Raw genomic sequence first — 16,592 nt, forward strand, 5'->3', positions numbered from 1 at the left:
GTTCACCATCCCCGCTCGTCGAAGTACCAGTCAGGACAGGTGAGCAACCTTAGTTCGGCTAAGCATGTACCAGCCACGTGGTCTCGGACAACGTCCGCAGTGTCCTGCGTCCGGGTGACGAGCCCGGTGATGCAGTCCACAGGCACGCCGCGATGGACAAGAAGCTCAGCCATGCGGCGCTCCTTCCGATCCGGTCTCTCCTCCGTCGAGTTCCACATGACCTGTCGCATCAGCGGCCAGTCGATCATCTTGGCTACGCCTTCTGGGCCTTCAGCGAACTCAGCAAGCAGCAGCGCGGCGTTCCTGTCAGTTGCCACGACACGGCATCGTCCGGCCACTGTGGACACACGGCTAACGAGGTACACCAGCTGATCTTGAATCTGTTGCCCTTGGATGTGATAGCTATGCGCTACCTGGAACAACATCGGTGACCGCGGAGCGTAGTAGAAGGGCACGTACTCACCAACGACTCCGCCAGGCTCGACAGGTACCCGTCTCCCACGTCTGCTCGCCTTGATGTCCTGGTTGCCGACCTCGACAACGCTCCGCTCACCCTTGCGGACTACGCAGTCAGCCATCAGCTCACCTGCTTCGACCAGCGAAGGCAGGTTGTCCACGTGAGTGAAGTGAAAGATTCGCGGATCATCCCCGTTGACGAACCTGTCCCAGGTCCAGTTCATGTCGAGCAAGCTACAGCCAGTATCTGACATCCCTCGCCGACATCAACTCACGTTCTGTCCACTGTGGACTAGCTGAACGGGACGGTGTCGGGCTTGCAGGTCGCGCCGGGCCGGGGGAGGGCGCCGGTCACGAGGTAGTCGGAGGTGGCGGTGATCGCGCAGGTGGACTGCTGCGCGGCGATGTGTCCCCAGCCCTCCGCGATCAGCAGGCGGCTGTTCAACGTCCGGCTCAGCTCGACGGCTCCGGAGAGCGGGGTCGCGGAGTCGAAGCGGTTGTTGACGATCAGCGCGGGCCGCTCGTTCTTGCCGCGCCACGGGCCGGTGTAGCGCTCCTTGGGCTTGGCCTGCCACGACGCGCACTGACTGGTCTCGTAGGCGCGCAGCGTCGCGAAGTTCGGCGCGATCCGCTCTCGGCGCTCGGCCGCCTTCCACCACGCGAGCGCGAACTTCGAGGTGTCGTCGTCGTTGCAGGTGAAGGCGCTGTAGGCCGGAGTCAGGTCGTTGTACGGGTTGTCGGGCTCGTACTCGTCCAGGTAGGCCACCACCTGCGCCAGGTCCGAAGCCGCCTGGCCGGTGGGCTCGGCGAGGACGCGGTGGGTCAGGTCGAGCATGTAGTCGATCCCGGACCACGCATTGGTCTGGTAGAGCCGTCCGCCGACGTAGACGAGGAGCTTGGAATACGTCAGCGAGACCTCCTTGCCCTCCGGCGTGGTCAACGACAACGGCTCCGCCCGGAGCTTCGCGAGCAGGTCGCGGTAGGCGCCGGGCCCGTGCTTGGCGAACTGGCAGGTCTTGCCCTGCGCGCACAACCGCAGGAACTCGCGCATGGTGTCGCGGGTCGCGGTGTCCGAACCGATCCGCTCGGACGGCACGGAGCCGATCGCGCCCGTGGTGGTGATCGCCGGGTTCAGCACGCTGTCCAGCACCAACGCTCCGGTGCGCGCGGGGAACATGTTGGCGTAGACGGTGCCGAGCGCGACGCCGTAGGACTGGCCGAGGAAGTTCAGCCGCTGCTCGCCGAGCGCCGCGCGCACCAGGTCGAGGTCACGCGCGACGGCAGCGGTCGACATGTGGTCGAGGAGCTTTCCGCTGTGCTTGCGGCACTCCGACGCGAACTCGGCGTCCTTGGCGGCGCGCTTCATCACGTCGGCCAGGCTCACCGGAACCGTGGGCACGCCCGCGCCGAACGCGGCGGCGGCCTCCGGAGTGGCGAAGCACTTCACCGCAGGCGTCGCCTTGCCAACGCCGCGCTGGTCCAACGCGATCACGTCGTAGCGGTCCCACACGCGCTCGTCCCACGGCGCGGGCAGGTGCTTGCCCTTGATCAGCTCCAGGTACTGGATCGTGGAGAAACCCGGCCCGCCGCGGTTGACCACCACGGAGCCCAGCCGCTCCGACTGCTTGCGCGCAGGTGCCTTGACCAGCGCGAGCGTGACGCGGTCACCGCCGGGCTCAGCGTGGTCCAACGGCACGTCGAGCGAAGCGCACTTCAGCTCCGCGTTGTCCGCGCAGTCCTTCCACGACAACGGGTTCGCCTGCGCGGGCGTGGCACCCACCAGCACCGCCGCACCCACGACGCCCGCCACGAACAGCGCGCGACGCCGTCCCCCCGTTGCACTGATCATGAACCCGAACGTACCCAACAAAGCGCCGCCCGCTGCGTTCTTTCACAGCGGGCGGCGCGTAGTTCGCGAAAAGACGTGCTACAGCACCACGTTGACCAGGCGGCCGGGCACCACGATCACCTTGCGGGGCTCACCACCGGCCAGCGCCGCGACGATCTTCTCCTCGGCCAGCGCGGCGGCCTTGACCTGGTCGACCCCGGCGTCGGCCGGAACGACCACGCGCGAGCGGACCTTGCCGTTGACCTGGATCGGGTACTCCACCGAGTCCTCGACCAGGTACCGCTCCTCCGCGACCGGGAAAGGCCCGTGCGCCAGGGACTCCGTGGAGCCCAGCCGCGACCACAGCTCCTCGGCCACGTGCGGGCACAGCGGCGCCAGCATCAGCACCATCGCCTCGGCCACCTGGCGCGGCGTGCCCGCCTCGGCGGAGAAGCGCTTGGTGACGTGGTTGTTCAGCTCGATCAGCTTCGCGGCGGCGGTGTTGTTGCGCATGTTCTGGTAGTCCTCGCGGACCCCGGAGATCGCCTTGTGCAGCGCGCGCAGCGTGTCCTCGTCCGGCGACGTGTCGGTGACGCGCAGCTCGCCGGACTCCTCGTCGACCAGGTTGCGCCACAGCCGCTGCAGGAACCGTTGCGCGCCAACAACGTCCTTGGTCGCCCACGGCCGGGACAGCTCCAGCGGCCCCATGGACATCTCGTACAGCCGGAAGGTGTCGGCGCCGTAGTTGTCGCACATCTCGTCCGGCGTGACGACGTTCTTCAGGCTCTTGCCCATCTTGCCGTACTCGCGGTTGACCTCCTGGTCTCCCAGGAAGTACTTGCCATCGCGCTCGACCACCTCTTCGGCGGGCACGTAGGACCCGCGCGAGTCGGTGTAGGCGTAGGCCTGGACGTAGCCCTGGTTGAACAGCTTGCGGAAGGGCTCCTCCGAGCTGACGTGGCCCAGGTCGAACAGGACCTTCTGCCAGAACCGCGAGTACAGCAGGTGCAGCACCGCGTGCTCGACGCCGCCGATGTACAGGTCGACGCCGCCGGGGTCGTTCGCGCCGTGCTTGGCCGGGTCCTTGCCGATCCAGTACTGCTCGGCGCCCGGGTCGCACAGCGTCTCGGTGTTGTACGGGTCGATGTAGCGCAGCTGGTACCAGCAGGAACCCGCCCAGTTCGGCATCGTGTTGATGTCGCGGCGGTAGGTCTGCTTGCCCTCACCCAGGTCCAGCTCGACCTCGACCCAGTCGGTGGCGCGGCCCAGCGGCGCGAACGGCTCGCTCTGCGCGTCCTCCGGGTCGAAGGTCTTCGGCGAGTAGTCGTCGACCTCCGGCAGCTCGATCGGCAGCATGCTCTCCGGCAGCGCGCGCGGCACACCGTCGGCGCCGTAGACGATCGGGAACGGCTCGCCCCAGTAGCGCTGCCGCGAGAACAGCCAGTCGCGCAGCTTGTACTGGACGGTGCCCTCGCCGACCCCGCGCTCCTCCAGCCACGCGATCATCCGTGGCTTGGCCTCGGCGACCGCCATGCCGTCCAGGAAGCCAGAGTTGATCGCAGGCCCATCACCGGTGAAAGCCTTGCCCTCGAAGCCGTCCGAAGGCCTGACCGTGCGGATGATGGGCAGCCCGAAGGCTTCGGCGAAGTCCCAGTCGCGGGTGTCCTGGCCGGGCACCGCCATGATCGCGCCGGTGCCGTAGCCGCTCAGCACGTAGTCGGCCACGAAGACCGGGATCTTGGCCCCGTTGACCGGGTTCTCCGCGTAGGCGCCGACGAAGACGCCCGTCTTGTCCTTGTTCTCCTGGCGCTCCAACTCGGACTTCATCGAGGCGGCGCGGCGGTAGGTCGCGATCGCCTCGGCCGGGGTCGCCGCGCCCGAGGTCCACCGACTGTCCACATCGGACGGCCACGCGTCCGGGACCAGCGCGTCGACCAGCGGGTGCTCCGGCGCCAGCACCATGTAGGTCGCGCCGAACAGCGTGTCCGGGCGGGTGGTGAAGACCTCGATGGCGTGCTCGCCCGCTGCGAAGCTGACCCGCGCGCCCTGGGAGCGGCCGATCCAGTTGCGCTGCATGGCCTTGACCTTGTCCGGCCAGTCCAGCCGGTCCAGGTCGTCCACCAGGCGGTCGGAGTAGGCGGTGATCCGCATCATCCACTGGCGCAGGTTGCGGCGGAACACCGGGAAGTTGCCGCGCTCGCTGCGGCCGTCCGCGGTGACCTCCTCGTTGGCCAGCACCGTTCCCAGGCCGGGGCACCAGTTCACCGGCGCCTCGGACAGGTAGGCCAGGCGGAAGGAGTTCAGCTCGCGCTGCCGGTCCGACGCGCTCAGCTCGGCCCACGCGCGGCCGTCGGCGGTGGCGCGCTCACCAGCGGCGAACTCCGCCTCCAGCTCGGCGATCGGCCGCGCCTTGTTGACTCGCGCGTCGAACCAGGAGTTGTAGATCTGCAGGAAGATCCACTGGGTCCACTTGTAGTAGCCGGGGTCGATCGTGGAGATCCGCCGCCGGTCGTCGTGGCCCAGGCCCAGCCTGCGGATCTGCCGCAGGTAGGTCTCGATGTTGGCCTCGGTGGTCTTGCGCGGGTGCTGCCCGGTCTGCACCGCGTACTGCTCGGCGGGCAGGCCGAAGGCGTCGAAGCCCATGGTGTGCAGGACGTTGCGGCCGTTCATCCGGTGGAAGCGGGCGAAGACGTCCGTGCCGATGAAGCCCAGCGGGTGGCCGACGTGCAGCCCGGCCCCGGAGGGGTAGGGGAACATGTCCTGGACGAACAGCTTCTCGCGGCCCGCCGCCGCGCCCGGGTCCGCCAGGGAGCCAGAGGGGTTCGGCGCCTGGAAGGTGCCCTTGTCCTCCCAGTGGTCCTGCCAGCGGCTCTCGATCCGGCCGGCCAGCGCCGCGGTGTACCGGTGTGCCGGTACCGCGTCCTGGGTGCCGCTCTCGGCGGCTGCCTCGGTGCTCATCGTCGTTCCCTTTCCTTCCCGGGTGCGGGCGTCCCCGCGCGAACACTTCTGGCCCTAGCAACAACAAACCCCTCAGCCCAGGGAGGGCATGAGGGGTTGCCGCGCGGACCGTTCGTACGGTCAGCGCGGCTGGCTAAGGAGCAGAAAACCAGTGCTCACACCTTCAGAGTACTCCCCGTGTTCAACCCCCTTGCCGCGCGGGTCAGCGGCTCCGCCGCTCCGGAGGGAGGATGTCGTGCACGTTCAGCTTGACCACGACCTCGTCGGTCACCGACACCTCGGCGGTCGCGGTGCCGTCGGCGAAGGCCACCTGCCGGTAGCAACCGTCGTCCAACTCGAAGCAGAAGATCGTCGGAGTCCGCGCCGCGGAGAACTCGACCCGCCAGTAGCGGGGGATTCCGGCAGCGGCGTACGCGATCGGCTTCTCCAGTCGATCGGTCCTGACGGTCGACGGTGAGACCACTTCCACCGCGAGCAGGATCTCCTCGGCGGGCGTCACCACGGAGTCGGTCAGCCCGCAGACCGCGACATCGGGAATGTAGCCACGGTCGCCGACGCGGACGTTGATCCCGGTGACCGCGACCAGCCCGAGCCACTTGACCGCGTTCTGCAGAACGACCCTCAGCTCGTCCGCGACGTAGTTGTGCAGCATGGCCGGAGCTGGGCTCATGACGTAGTGCCCGTCGACAAGCTCAACGCGGTAACCCTCCACCGGCGCAAGGCTCAGCCAGTCGTCCAGGGTGTAGGGACCCAACTCCACTGCGCTGGACATCTCATTCACCGCCTCTCGCTGGTCTTCGTCGTCCACGCCCATTCTCCCGAATTCTCCTGCTTGCCAAAATGGGGAAGCCGAACACTCTAGGTAGCACTCGGAGCGAATCCTGAAGCAACGAGTTTTGCCTCGTCAACGGGCCTGCCGTCGACCCGGATCGCGTCCACGTACACACCTCGCCCCTGTACTTCCGCATTGTTCCTTTGCCACCACCGCAAATGCACGGTGGCCGCGGGCAGCGTGGTCGACGCCCGCGCCCACGAGCGTCCCAGGAATCCGGAAACGGTGCCGGGCGAAGACCACGCGCCATCCGAATCGCGCAGCGAGAACGGCAGCGGTTGCCACGTGACGCCGTCCGCCGACGTCTCCAGCGAGAACGTGTCGCCGGGCTCGGTGTCGACCCACAGGCCGAACTCCACCGCGGCACCTCCCTTGACGGGCAGCGTCAAGGTCGAGGTCGGCGCGGTGGCCAACCACGCGGTGGGCCCGGCGAGCGGGCGGACGGGCACGGATCGGGCCACGGCGTCGGCGATGGCCTGGCGCTTGGGATTCACCGAGGGGCCGGACGACGTGGGGTGGACCCGATTGGTCATCAAGATCAGGATCGAGCGCGTGACCGGGTCGATGACCAGCGAAGTTCCCGTGAAACCGGTGTGCCCCACGGTGGACGGCGCGGCCATGGCGCCCATGAACGAGTGCTTGTAGATGTCGAGCCCGAGCCCACGGTCGGCACCGACGAACGCCGCGTTCCAGTTGGTGGTCATGGCGCGCACGCTGTCCGGCGAGAGCACCTGCGCGGAGCCGTAGCGCCCGCCGTTGAGCAGCATCTGCGCGAACACCGCGAGATCGGCGGCGGTGCTGAAAACGCCCGCGTGGCCAGCGGTTCCGCCGAGGCTCCAGGACGTGGAGTCGTGCACAACGCCCCAGATCAGCCCGCGCGCGGCCGTGACCTGCGTCGGAGCGATGCGACTGCGCAAGGACGACGGCGGGTTGTACATGGTGTCGCGCAAGCGAAGCGGCCCGGTGATGCCGTCAGCGACCAGCTCCGGCAACGCGCGCCCGGACACCCGTTCCAACACTTTGCCGACGATGATCAGGCTCAGGTCCGAGTACTCGTAACGGGTCCCCGGCGCCGCGCGCAGGCCGACGCGGTAGATCGCCGTGAGCCGCTCGGGGATCGTCGGGATGGAACCGATCGCGAGCCCGGCGGGAAGACCGGAGGTGTGCGTCAACACCTGCCGCAACGTCACGGATTCCTTGCCGTTGAACGCGAATTCCGGCAGATAGCGGGCGACGGGTGCGTCGAGGTCGATGCGCCCGCGCTCGGCGAACTGCATCGCGACGACGCTGGTGAACAGCTTGGAGATCGACGCGACGTCGAAGATCGTGTCCGGCCGCATCGGTAACCGAGACGCGGGCGGCAGCTCGCCGTTCTCGTTGTGCCGCAGAGCGTCCCCGAACGCGGCGTGCTCGAAGATCACGCCGTCCCGAGCGCCGAGCACCACCCCGCCCGGATAGGGCCCGTCCTGCGCGATCGGAGCGAGCGGCGGCACCGCGGCGGTTCCCTTGCGCAGCACCTGGTTCGCCGAGCCCCAAGGCGAACGCGGGCGCGGCAGCACGAGTTCGGCGAGCACGGGGAGATGGTCGGAAACGGGGCTGACCAGCACGTCGACCGACCGGAACCGCACGGGCGAGGACGCGGTGACGTAGTCGATGCGCTTCTCCGGCGGGTCAACGGGATACGTGAGCCCGCCGGAGCGCCCGCGCGCCGCGAGCCACCCGTCGCTCAGCTCTGTCCACAGTGGACTCAACTCAGGCGCGTCCGGGCCCGCGTTGAAGTCGCCGACGAGAATCCTCGGCGCGCCGCGGTCCTGGCCGAGCACCTTCAGCGTGTCCGCGACCTGCATCCGCCGCACGGACGGATCGCCCCGGTAGTCCAGGTGCGTCGTGTAGACGTGGGTCCGCACGCCGTGGACGTCGACGACGATCTCCGGGAAGCCGGGCATCAGCTCGGGAACCGGATTGCCGCTCTGCGTGGAAAGACGCGTGATCTTGTGGTTCTCCGCCGACAGGATCGGGAAGCGGCTCAGCAGCGCGACGCCGAACTGCCGACGCGGTTTGCCCGCCTGCACCGAGTCGAGGTCGTAGATCGGCGCGAAGAACACGTGCATCCCCAGAGCGGACGCGAGCGAGGACGCCTGGTCAACCCAGTTGCTCCGCTCCGACCAGTGCACGTCGACCTCTTGCAGGCCAACGACATCTGCCTTGGTGGCGCGGATCGTCTGCGCGACGCGGGTCAGGTCGAGCCGGTTGTCCACGCCGATGCCGGTGTGGATGTTGAACGACAGCACCCGCAGCCCAGCGGGTGCGGCGAGCGCGGGCGTTCCCGTGAGCAGGAGCGCCACGATGACGAGGAGAACGAGGCGACGCATCAGATCCTCCAGGTCAGCCCGTGGCCGAACGCGAAGTGGCCGGGCACCGTCACGGGGAGCTTGCCGCGCGGAGCGACCTCGCCGTAGATGACGCGCACCGCCGACTCCAACGCCGGGCGCGCGTACGAGTACGTCGCCAGGTAAGTCACCGTCAGCGAAGCGGCTTCGTAGGGCTCGCGGACGCCGATCACCACGACGCGCTTCCCCGTGCCCTGCAACGCTTTGACCAGCTGTTGCTGCTCGGGGGAGGCGTTGTTGGTGATCACCACGTTGAGATCACCGGCAGCCGCTACGGCCGCGTCGATCTGCGCCTGCGTCGGCTTAGCCCCGGTCGGCAGCACGGTCGTCGCCGCACCTCGCCGCGCCAGGGACTCGCCGAGCTTGGCCGGAGCCGGTTCGGCCGTGGTTCCCCAGCCCGTGACCAGGACCTTGGCGGGCTTGTCGCGCAACGGAAGCACGGAGTTGCGGAGCACCGTGGTGCCGCGATCGGCGACCTCCTGCGCGGCACGAAGGCTCGCGGGCGTGCCGACCACCGGCTTCGGGTCGACGAAGCGGTTCGCGAACAGCCCGCGCTGGCGCTTCAGCTTCAGGATGCGGCGCACGGACTCGTCGATCCGCGCTTCCGTCAGCTCGCCGTCGCGCACGGCCTTCAGCACGGCGTTGTAGGCGAGGTCGATGTTCGGCGGCTTCAACAGCTGGTCGACGCCCGCCTTCAACGCGAGCACCGGAACGCGCGCGTCGCCGTACTTCTGCCGCACTCCGGCCATGCCGAGCGAGTCGGTGACCACCACGCCCCGGAAGCCGAGCTTCTCGCGGAGCAGGCCGGTGATGATCGGCTTGGACAGGGTCGCCGGATCGCCGGAGGCGTCGAGCGCGGGCACCACGAGGTGGCCGGTCATGATCGAGTCGATCCCGCTGGCGATGGCCGCGCGGAACGGGGGAGCGTCGAGGCGTTCCCACTGCTCCCGGCTGTGGTTGATCACCGGGATGCCGGTGTGGCTGTCCACGTTGGTGTCGCCGTGCCCGGGGAAGTGCTTGGCGGTCGCCACCACACCGCCGCGCTGGTAGCCCTCGACCTGGGCGGCGGTCAGCCGCGCGGCGAGCTTCGGGTCCTCGGCGAAGGACCGCGCGCCGATCACCGGATTGGCCGGGTTGACGTTGACGTCCGCGTCGGGCGCGTAGTTCTGGTTGATGCCCATCGCGCGCAGCTCGCGCCCGGCGATCCGGCCGGCGTCCTCCGCTAGATCGGCGGAGCGGGAGGCGCCGAGCGCCATGCTGCCGGGGAACTGCGTCGCGGGTTCGCCGACGCGGTAGACCACGCCGTGCTCCTGGTCGGTGCTGATCAGCAGGGGCAGCTTCGACGCGGCCTGGAGCCCGTTGGACAGCCCGGCGGTCTGCGCGGGGTTGGCGGTGTTGCCCGCCCACGCGAAGTAGATGACGCCGCCGAGGTGGTACTTCTCGATGAGCTGCTTGGCGTTGTCAACGCCGAGTTCCTTGCGGTTCGCGGCCACGTGCGCCGGATCGGTGGTGTCGGCGGTCGCGCCGTAGGCGTAGGTGACGAAGAGCTGGCCGACCTTCTCTTCGAGGCTCATCCGCGACTCCTCGGTCGCCGACGCCGGGGTGGCGACGGCGACCGAGAGTGCGGTCACGAGTCCGATCAGGTGAAGTCTTTTCGCCATGTCGACTCTCCCGGTGAGTTGCTGACAACTCCGGGAGTGGACGCTACGGCCAGCGCAGCGCGAGCGCGATCACCTGAGTGGCCTCCTCCTGCGTGAAGTTGTCGTCCCCCACCAGCACCAACGACCGCTCACCCGTGGACAGCGGCGGCCCCCAGGTCATGCCCTCGATGTTGAACACCGCCTTCATCGGCAGCTCGGCCAGATCCAGCACGAGACGCTTGCTCACCGGCTTGACCTGCGCTTTCGCCAGCGAGTCCACGTTCTTCACGTCGGTCGCGCCACGCGTGGAGATCTCGTAGACGCGTGCCTTGTAGCCCGGTCCCGGCACGTAGGTCCGCTCCAGCACCAGGTAGCGGCTCGGGTCGACGGGGTCGGCCAGGATCGACGCGACGCCGGTGTCCGCGTGCCACGGGCTGCTCGGGTCGGACTCCGCGTACAGCGGCTCCTGCTTGTAGGCGTGCTGCGCGAGGACTCCGCCGCCGCGTGAGTGCAGGGTGATCCGCGAGAGCGCACCCGCCTTCGTGGTCGGCACCGGGCCGTCCTCCAGCAGCGGCCCCTCCATCGCGCTGGTCAGCACCGCGCCGCGACGGCTGAACGTGATCGCTTCGAGCACCAGGTTCTGCCGGGGCCCGCGCTCCGCCGTGACCTGGTAGTTGGCCGGGAGGGGGAGTTCGCCCGCGTGCGCGCCGGTGCGCTCGGCCCGGTGGATGGTGGGCTGGATCGTCGGGTTGGCGCGGTTGCCCTCCTGGCTGATCCAGTACTGGCCGCTCCACGGGTCGACCCGGACCTCCTCGGGGTCGATCGCGTTCAGCGGGTAGGTCGAGCCGTCCGGGCGGCGCAGCGGCTGCGTTCCGGTGAAGCGCACCGAGCGCAGCGCCGTCCGGTCCAGGTCGATCCGCGCGCGGTAGACCCGCGCCGGTTGCAGGTAGGAGCGGTCGTCGCTGATCAGGACGTACTCGCCGCCCCTGGGGTCGTAGTCGATGCCGGAGAGCCCGCCGACCGACGTGCCCTGGAAGTCGAGCTTGAACGGGACGACCTGCGCGCCGAGGAAGCGCACGCCCGGCGCGGCCGTCGCGACCGCCGGGGTGAGCAGCGCGGCCAGCAATGCGAACGCGGCGGCCAGTGATCGAGTTCTCATGATCTCGACCGAACCGACCGCCGCGCTCCGGCACAGCTCCCCGGTTCAGCGAACCGCCAGGGCAATCACCTGGGTCACCTGGTTCTTCGCGAAGTTGTCATCGCTCACCAGCACGAGCGTCCGCTCCCCGGTGGGCAGGCGCGGGCCCCAGCTCATGCCCTCGACGTTGTCCACGGAGGACAGCTTCAGCGACGCGAGGTCGACGAGCAGGCGCTTGCGCACGGGCTTGAGCTTCTTGGCGTCCTTCACCGAGCCCAGCCGCTTCACGTCGGTGGCGCCGGAGGTGTCCGCCTCGTAGATGCGGATGCTGTTGGACGGAGTCGCGCCGGTGGCGAACGAGCGCTCCATGACCAGGAACTTCGTCGGGTCGAACTGGTTCACCGCGAGGATCGCGTCGACGCCGTTGACGAAGAAGCCGCCAGCGGGGTTCGGCGCCGCGTGCACCTTGTCCAGCGGGTAGGCGTACTGCGAGAGCACGCGCCCGGCGAAGCGGTCCTGGACGGTGATCCTGGACAGCGCGCCGTCGGTCAGCGTCGGGTCGACTCCGTCCTGGATCAGCGGGCCCTCCATCGAGCTGACCACCAGCGAACCGCCCGCGGCGAAGGTCAGGCCCTCCAGCACGGCGTTGCGACGCGGCCCCACCTCCTGCGCGGACATCTTCAGGTTCGGCGCGAGGGGCAGCTGCCGGACGAACTTGCCGTCCTTGCCGACCGCGCCCACGGTGGGATCGACGAGCACCGGCTTGTCCCCGGTGATGCGATCTCCCTCACTGGTCCACCAGTAGTCGCCGGTCCACGGGTCGATACGGATGTCCTCGGGATCGGTCGACCCCGCCGGGTCCTTGGAGTACGACGGGAAGGTGCTGCCGTCGGCGCGCAGGAACGGCTTGGTACCGGTGAGCTCGAAGCCGCGCAGGGCGTCCTTGGTGATGTCGATCTTGGCGGTGTAGAACCGCGCGGGCTGCCGGTCCGACCTGTCGTCGCTGATCAGGACGTACGTGCCGGTCTTCGGGTCGTAGTCGATCCCGGAGAGGCCACCCACCGTCGTGCCCTGGTGGTCCTGCGCGAACGGCACGATGTGCTCGCCGAGCAGGCGCACCCCGGAGGAGTGCGCGGAGGCGGGCGCCGCAGAGGCCAGCAGGAGCGCTGTGGTCGTGGCGAGGGCCACGGGGAGAAGACGTCGCAGCATGACGCGGAGCACACCCCATTCGGATGACGGCAAGGTTGCTGAGCGGTGGAGCGTAGAGGACACCTGGCCTCGCTTACCCTCGTGGCGTGACGAACGCTGCTGGGATCGACGCACCCGCCCCCTTCATCGTGCAGACCGCGCTCGGCGCGGTGCTGATCGTGGCGGGACTGGCCGTCGCGGTGATCGGCGCGCTCGGGCTGCTCGGCAGGCTGCCGCGCAACCGCTTCGCCGGGGTCCGCACCGAGGCGAGCATGCGGGACGACGACACCTTCCGGGCCGCCAACCGGGTCGCCGGGCTGCCGTTCCTTGCAGCGGGAGCCGTCGCCGCCGTCGCGGGTGGGATCGCCATCGCCGTCCCGGACGCGCTGGCCACGGTGATCATCATGGTGATCGGCGTCGTCGGGCTGTTCGGGATGATGATGGCCGGTGGCTCGCTCGGCAACCAGGCCGCGGCGGCCGTGCCGGAGAAGCCCGCCGCCGGTGGTTGTGGCGGGTGCTGCGGCGGTGGCTGCGCTAAGGCCCTGCTGGGCGGCTGAGCAGCTCGTAGGTGTCGTCGGCGATCTCGCGGACGACCTCGACCAGCTCGACCCCGGACTGCCAGCGCAGCGGGATCACGCCGACGCCGTCGCGGGCGCCGAGCAGGTTCCCGCAGATCGCCCCGGTGGAGTCCGAGTCGCCGGAGTGGTTGACCGACAGCAGCAACGCGTCCTCGAAGTCCTTGCCGACGAGCGCGCAGCAGACCGCGATCGCCAGCGCCTCCTCGCCGACCCAACCGCCGCCCAAGGCCTCCAGTTCCTCCGGTGTCGGCCTTCCCCGCTCGGCGAGCGCACGGGCCTGGGTCAGCGCGTTCAGCGTCTCCTCGTGGCGAGGGTGTTTGCGCAGCTCAGCCATCGCGCTGTCGAGCGCGGTCCCCAGGTCCGCCCCGCGCAGCAGCAGGCTCGTCATCGCCGCGAACACGCCTGCCGACAGGTAGCCCGAGGGGTGTCCGTGGGTGAGCGCCGCGACGGCAGAGCCCAGCCAGAACGAGTCGCTGACGTAGGAGCTGAAGATCCCGGCGGGCGCCGCGCGCATGACTCCGCCGCAGCCCTTGGAGTCGTTGATCGGGTCCGTGGTGGTGCCGACCTTGCCGTAGGTGCTCGCGCGCAGCGCGGTCACGCAGGTGTGCCCGGGAGCGCGCTGGCTGTGCAGCTCCTGCACGTGCACCAGTTTCCCCGCGGGCTCCGGCTCGACGTCCTTGATCGACCGCGAGACCTCGTCCCACGGGAAGCCCTGGGTGTGCAGCCAACGCAGGTACGCGCGCAGCACGGACGGCACCGGGTTGGACGCGCGGTCGGAGAGCAGCAGCCCTTCCAGCGTGAACAGCGTCATCTGGGTGTCGTCGGTGATCGCGCCGCCGTCCCTGCGGTACGCGCCGTCGAAGTCGCGGGACCCCTGCTCGCCGTAGCGGTTGCGGATGTCGCGCAGCGACATGAACTCCACGGGGGCGCCGAGCGCGTCCCCGACGGCTCCGCCGAGCAGGCAGCCCAGCAGGCGGTCCTTGGTCAGTTGCACTTCACGTCCTCCGGGTAGGTGGCCAGCAGCGACAGGGGCATTCCCTGTCGACGCAGCACCCGGCCCCAGAGATCCGCGCCAGGGGGATTGAGCACATCGTTGGGCAACGCCTGCACCACGAACCAGTCGTCGCGCTCGATCTCCTCCTCCAGCTGACCGGAGCTCCAGCCGGAGTACCCGGCGAACACCCGCAGGCCGCGCACGTGGGGCATCAGGTCCTCGGGCTCGATGTCCAGGTCGACCAGCGCGACCGGCCCGCTGACCTGGATCAGCCCGTCCAGCGATGCCACGTCCTCGCCGGCCCGCAACGCCGCGAGGCACAGGGCCGTCTTCTGCTCGACCGGCCCGCCGACGAAGATCGCCTGCGGCTTGCTGGCGTGCTCGCCCCAGGTCGGGAGCACGTCGTGCACGGCGATCTCGCTCGGCCGGTTCAGCACGACGCCGAGGGTGCCCTCGTCGCGGTGGTCTATGACGTAGACGACCGTTCGGCGGAAATTGGGATCGACCAGGCTGGGTGTCGCGACGAGAAGCGTGCCCGGCTCGACCTCTACCTCGGCTTGCACGCCGACCATGATCCCACTCACCTTCCAGGGACCCGGCAACCGCGCCGGGAAAGCCGCGTTCCCCTGTACGGGTCGTGGGCTCGTGCTCGGCGTCGTCGGCCCCGTACCCTCGGTCCGTGACGACCGCCACGGGGGACCCGGCCGCCGCAGAACCCTCGACGAAGCCGCCCCGGCTCGGTCTGCGCCGACTTCTCGGCACCCCCGGCTACGCCCGGTTGTTGATCACTCGGTTCCTCGCGCACTGGGGCGACGGCGTCTTCCAGGCCGGCATCGGCGGCGCCGTGCTGTTCAACCCCGAGCGCGAGGCCGATCCGCTGGCCATCGCGGCCGGATTCGCCGTGATCCTGCTGCCGTACTCGCTGGTCGGACCGTTCGCGGGCGCGCTGCTGGACCGGTGGGACCGGCGCCAGGTGCTGCTCGTGGCGAACCTCCTGCGCGGCGCGTTGATCCTGCTGGTCGCCGTCGCGGTCGGCACCGGGGTCGCCGGGCTGCCCCTGTACGCGAGCGCGCTGCTCGTGATGGGCGTGAGCCGCTTCGTCGGCGCTGGCCTGTCCGCGTCGCTCCCGCACACCATGGACGAGAAGCACCTCGTCGAGGCCAACGCGATCCTCGCGACCGGCGGCGCCGCCATGGCCGCCGTCGGCGGGGGCTGCGCCTTCGCGCTGCGCTCGGTCTTCGGCGGCGACGACTTCGGCTCCGCGTGGGTGACCGCGTGCGCCGTGTTCGGCTCCGTGTTCGCCGCACTGGCCGCCTCCGGCTTCGCCAGGGGCTCCCTCGGCCCCGATGAGCGCGACGAGCCCGCGAAGGCCGTCACCGCCATCGCGCACGGCCTCATCGACAGCGGCAAGGTCGCCGCGCGCACGCGCAGCGTCGCCACCGGCTTCGCCGCCCTGGTCGCGCACCGCATCGGCTTCGGCACGTCGATGCTGCTCGGCCTGCTGCTCATGCGCTTCGCCTTCACCGACGTCGGCTGGCTCAAGGCCGGGATCGCCGGGGTCGGCGAGGCGCTGGCCGCCGGAGCGGTCGGCCTGGTCCTCGCCGCGTTCATCACCGCGCCCGCCGTGCACCGCTTCGGCAGGAAGGCCACCGTCTGCGGCGCGCTCGTCGTCTCCGCCGTCGCGCAGCTCGGGCTCGGCCTGATCATGACGCTGCCCAGCATCCTCGGCGCCGTGCTCGTCGTCGCCTGCTGCAGCCAGATGATCAAGCTCTGCGTGGACTCCGCCGTGCAGCACGACGTCGGCGACGAGGCGCGGGGGAGGGTGTTCGCGCTCTACGACGCGCTGTTCAACCTGACCTTCGTCAGCGCCATCACCACGACCGCGCTGCTCGTCGCCCCCGACGGCCGGTCACCCGAGCTGATGGCGGCGGGCGCCTGCGCCTACCTCGTCGGTCTCGCGGCGTACCTGCTCATCGACCGCCGCATGAGCCGGAAATAGCAGCCCTTTCGGGTTTCGCACGGCCCTGAATCCGTTGCCCGAGAACTTGATAACGCGATTATTTTCGTTTTGTCATTTTCTCGAACAGGGGACTTCTGTGCTCAAGAAAGCAGCAAGCGCGGCGCTGATCGCACTCGCCTTCGCATCGATCGCGACCGCGCCGGTCCAAGCCGCTCCCGCCTCAGCCGAATCGGCCAGGATGGCGGGCTTCACCCTCCTCGGGGAAGCGAAGGGCTTCGGTCGCACCGTCCGGTTGTGGAGGAACGACGGCAACGATCTCTATCACGCCCAATTGCTCAACGGAGTCAAGGGTGACCAGCTGAGCGTTTCAGCGTGCCACCGCACCCCCACCGGCTCCACTCGGTGCGTCGCTGACACGAAGTACGGCAACGGTGAGCCCGACCTGAACACCAGCGAGATGTGGGGCCCCCACGATCAGTACGCGACCCTCTTCATCGTCGGAGTGGGAAGCGTCGTGGCCAACAACTGATCCCTGAGCTGCGTTCGGGCAGCCGAACGGTGCGGGGTTCGGCACGACCGCGCCGAACCCCCTCGCACTGGCTGTTTCGCTCTTGTTCTGATCGCACTCAT

The 16,592-nt window shown here is 69.3% G+C and carries 13 protein-coding genes; 3 read left to right on the top strand and 10 right to left on the bottom strand.

The features are described 5' to 3' along the window. Positions 1 to 2: 2 nt before the first annotated feature. From CCN37_RS01115 to CCN37_RS01150, 8 genes are all read right to left on the bottom strand, one after another. Complete coding sequence (locus CCN37_RS01115; protein WP_168200473.1) at positions 3 to 680, bottom strand: DUF4433 domain-containing protein; 678 nt, start codon at positions 678 to 680, stop codon at positions 3 to 5. Positions 681 to 748: 68 nt separating this feature from the next. Beyond that, positions 749 to 2,305: an alpha/beta hydrolase gene (locus CCN37_RS01120; protein ID WP_086818703.1), complete on the bottom strand. Its 1,557-nt coding sequence runs from the start codon at positions 2,303 to 2,305 to the stop codon at positions 749 to 751. A gap of 78 nt (positions 2,306 to 2,383) precedes the next feature. Then, positions 2,384 to 5,242, bottom strand: coding sequence for a leucine--tRNA ligase (gene leuS / locus CCN37_RS01125; protein WP_086818704.1), 2,859 nt, complete (start codon positions 5,240 to 5,242; stop codon positions 2,384 to 2,386). Between the two features lie 202 nt (positions 5,243 to 5,444). Next, positions 5,445 to 6,014, bottom strand: coding sequence for a Uma2 family endonuclease (locus CCN37_RS01130; protein WP_168200474.1), 570 nt, complete (start codon positions 6,012 to 6,014; stop codon positions 5,445 to 5,447). Between the two features lie 86 nt (positions 6,015 to 6,100). Then, positions 6,101 to 8,446: a serine hydrolase gene (locus CCN37_RS01135; RefSeq protein WP_086818706.1), complete on the bottom strand. Its 2,346-nt coding sequence runs from the start codon at positions 8,444 to 8,446 to the stop codon at positions 6,101 to 6,103. Then, positions 8,446 to 10,125, bottom strand: coding sequence for a glycoside hydrolase family 3 protein (locus tag CCN37_RS01140; RefSeq protein WP_086818707.1), 1,680 nt, complete (start codon positions 10,123 to 10,125; stop codon positions 8,446 to 8,448). Before CCN37_RS01140 ends, CCN37_RS01135 begins: the two co-directional genes overlap by 1 nt. A gap of 43 nt (positions 10,126 to 10,168) precedes the next feature. Next, positions 10,169 to 11,263, bottom strand: coding sequence for an esterase-like activity of phytase family protein (locus CCN37_RS01145; RefSeq protein ID WP_086818708.1), 1,095 nt, complete (start codon positions 11,261 to 11,263; stop codon positions 10,169 to 10,171). 45 nt (positions 11,264 to 11,308) lie between these two features. Next, positions 11,309 to 12,451 carry an esterase-like activity of phytase family protein gene (locus CCN37_RS01150; protein ID WP_086818755.1) on the bottom strand — a complete coding sequence of 381 codons (1,143 nt, stop codon included), beginning with the start codon at positions 12,449 to 12,451 and terminating at the stop codon, positions 11,309 to 11,311. Between the two features lie 86 nt (positions 12,452 to 12,537). On the opposite strand from CCN37_RS01150, the gene CCN37_RS01155 reads away from it, so the two are divergent. Next, positions 12,538 to 12,987 (top strand): SdpI family protein, encoded by a 450-nt coding sequence (locus tag CCN37_RS01155; RefSeq protein WP_246842747.1) that lies wholly within the window; start codon positions 12,538 to 12,540, stop codon positions 12,985 to 12,987. Here CCN37_RS01155 and CCN37_RS01160 read toward each other — a convergent pair. Together CCN37_RS01160 and CCN37_RS01165 are read right to left on the bottom strand one after the other, a co-directional pair. Then, positions 12,965 to 14,002, bottom strand: coding sequence for an ADP-ribosylglycohydrolase family protein (locus CCN37_RS01160; protein WP_086818709.1), 1,038 nt, complete (start codon positions 14,000 to 14,002; stop codon positions 12,965 to 12,967). The genes CCN37_RS01155 and CCN37_RS01160 overlap by 23 nt on opposite strands. Further along, positions 13,993 to 14,574, bottom strand: a complete 582-nt coding sequence (locus CCN37_RS01165) for a YqgE/AlgH family protein (protein WP_086818710.1) — start codon at positions 14,572 to 14,574, stop codon at positions 13,993 to 13,995. Before CCN37_RS01165 ends, CCN37_RS01160 begins: the two co-directional genes overlap by 10 nt. A 107-nt stretch (positions 14,575 to 14,681) precedes the next feature. Between CCN37_RS01165 and CCN37_RS01170 the strand changes: the two genes are divergently transcribed. Next, positions 14,682 to 16,001 carry an MFS transporter gene (locus CCN37_RS01170; RefSeq protein WP_086818711.1) on the top strand — a complete coding sequence of 440 codons (1,320 nt, stop codon included), beginning with the start codon at positions 14,682 to 14,684 and terminating at the stop codon, positions 15,999 to 16,001. A gap of 34 nt (positions 16,002 to 16,035) precedes the next feature. Then, on the top strand, positions 16,036 to 16,491 hold the full coding sequence (locus tag CCN37_RS01175) for a hypothetical protein (protein ID WP_143261356.1): 456 nt from the start codon (positions 16,036 to 16,038) through the stop codon (positions 16,489 to 16,491). The last annotated feature ends 101 nt before the right edge of the window (positions 16,492 to 16,592 follow it).

Source organism: Allokutzneria sp. NRRL B-24872 (assembly GCF_002155965.1).
Taxonomy (GTDB): domain Bacteria; phylum Actinomycetota; class Actinomycetes; order Mycobacteriales; family Pseudonocardiaceae; genus Allokutzneria.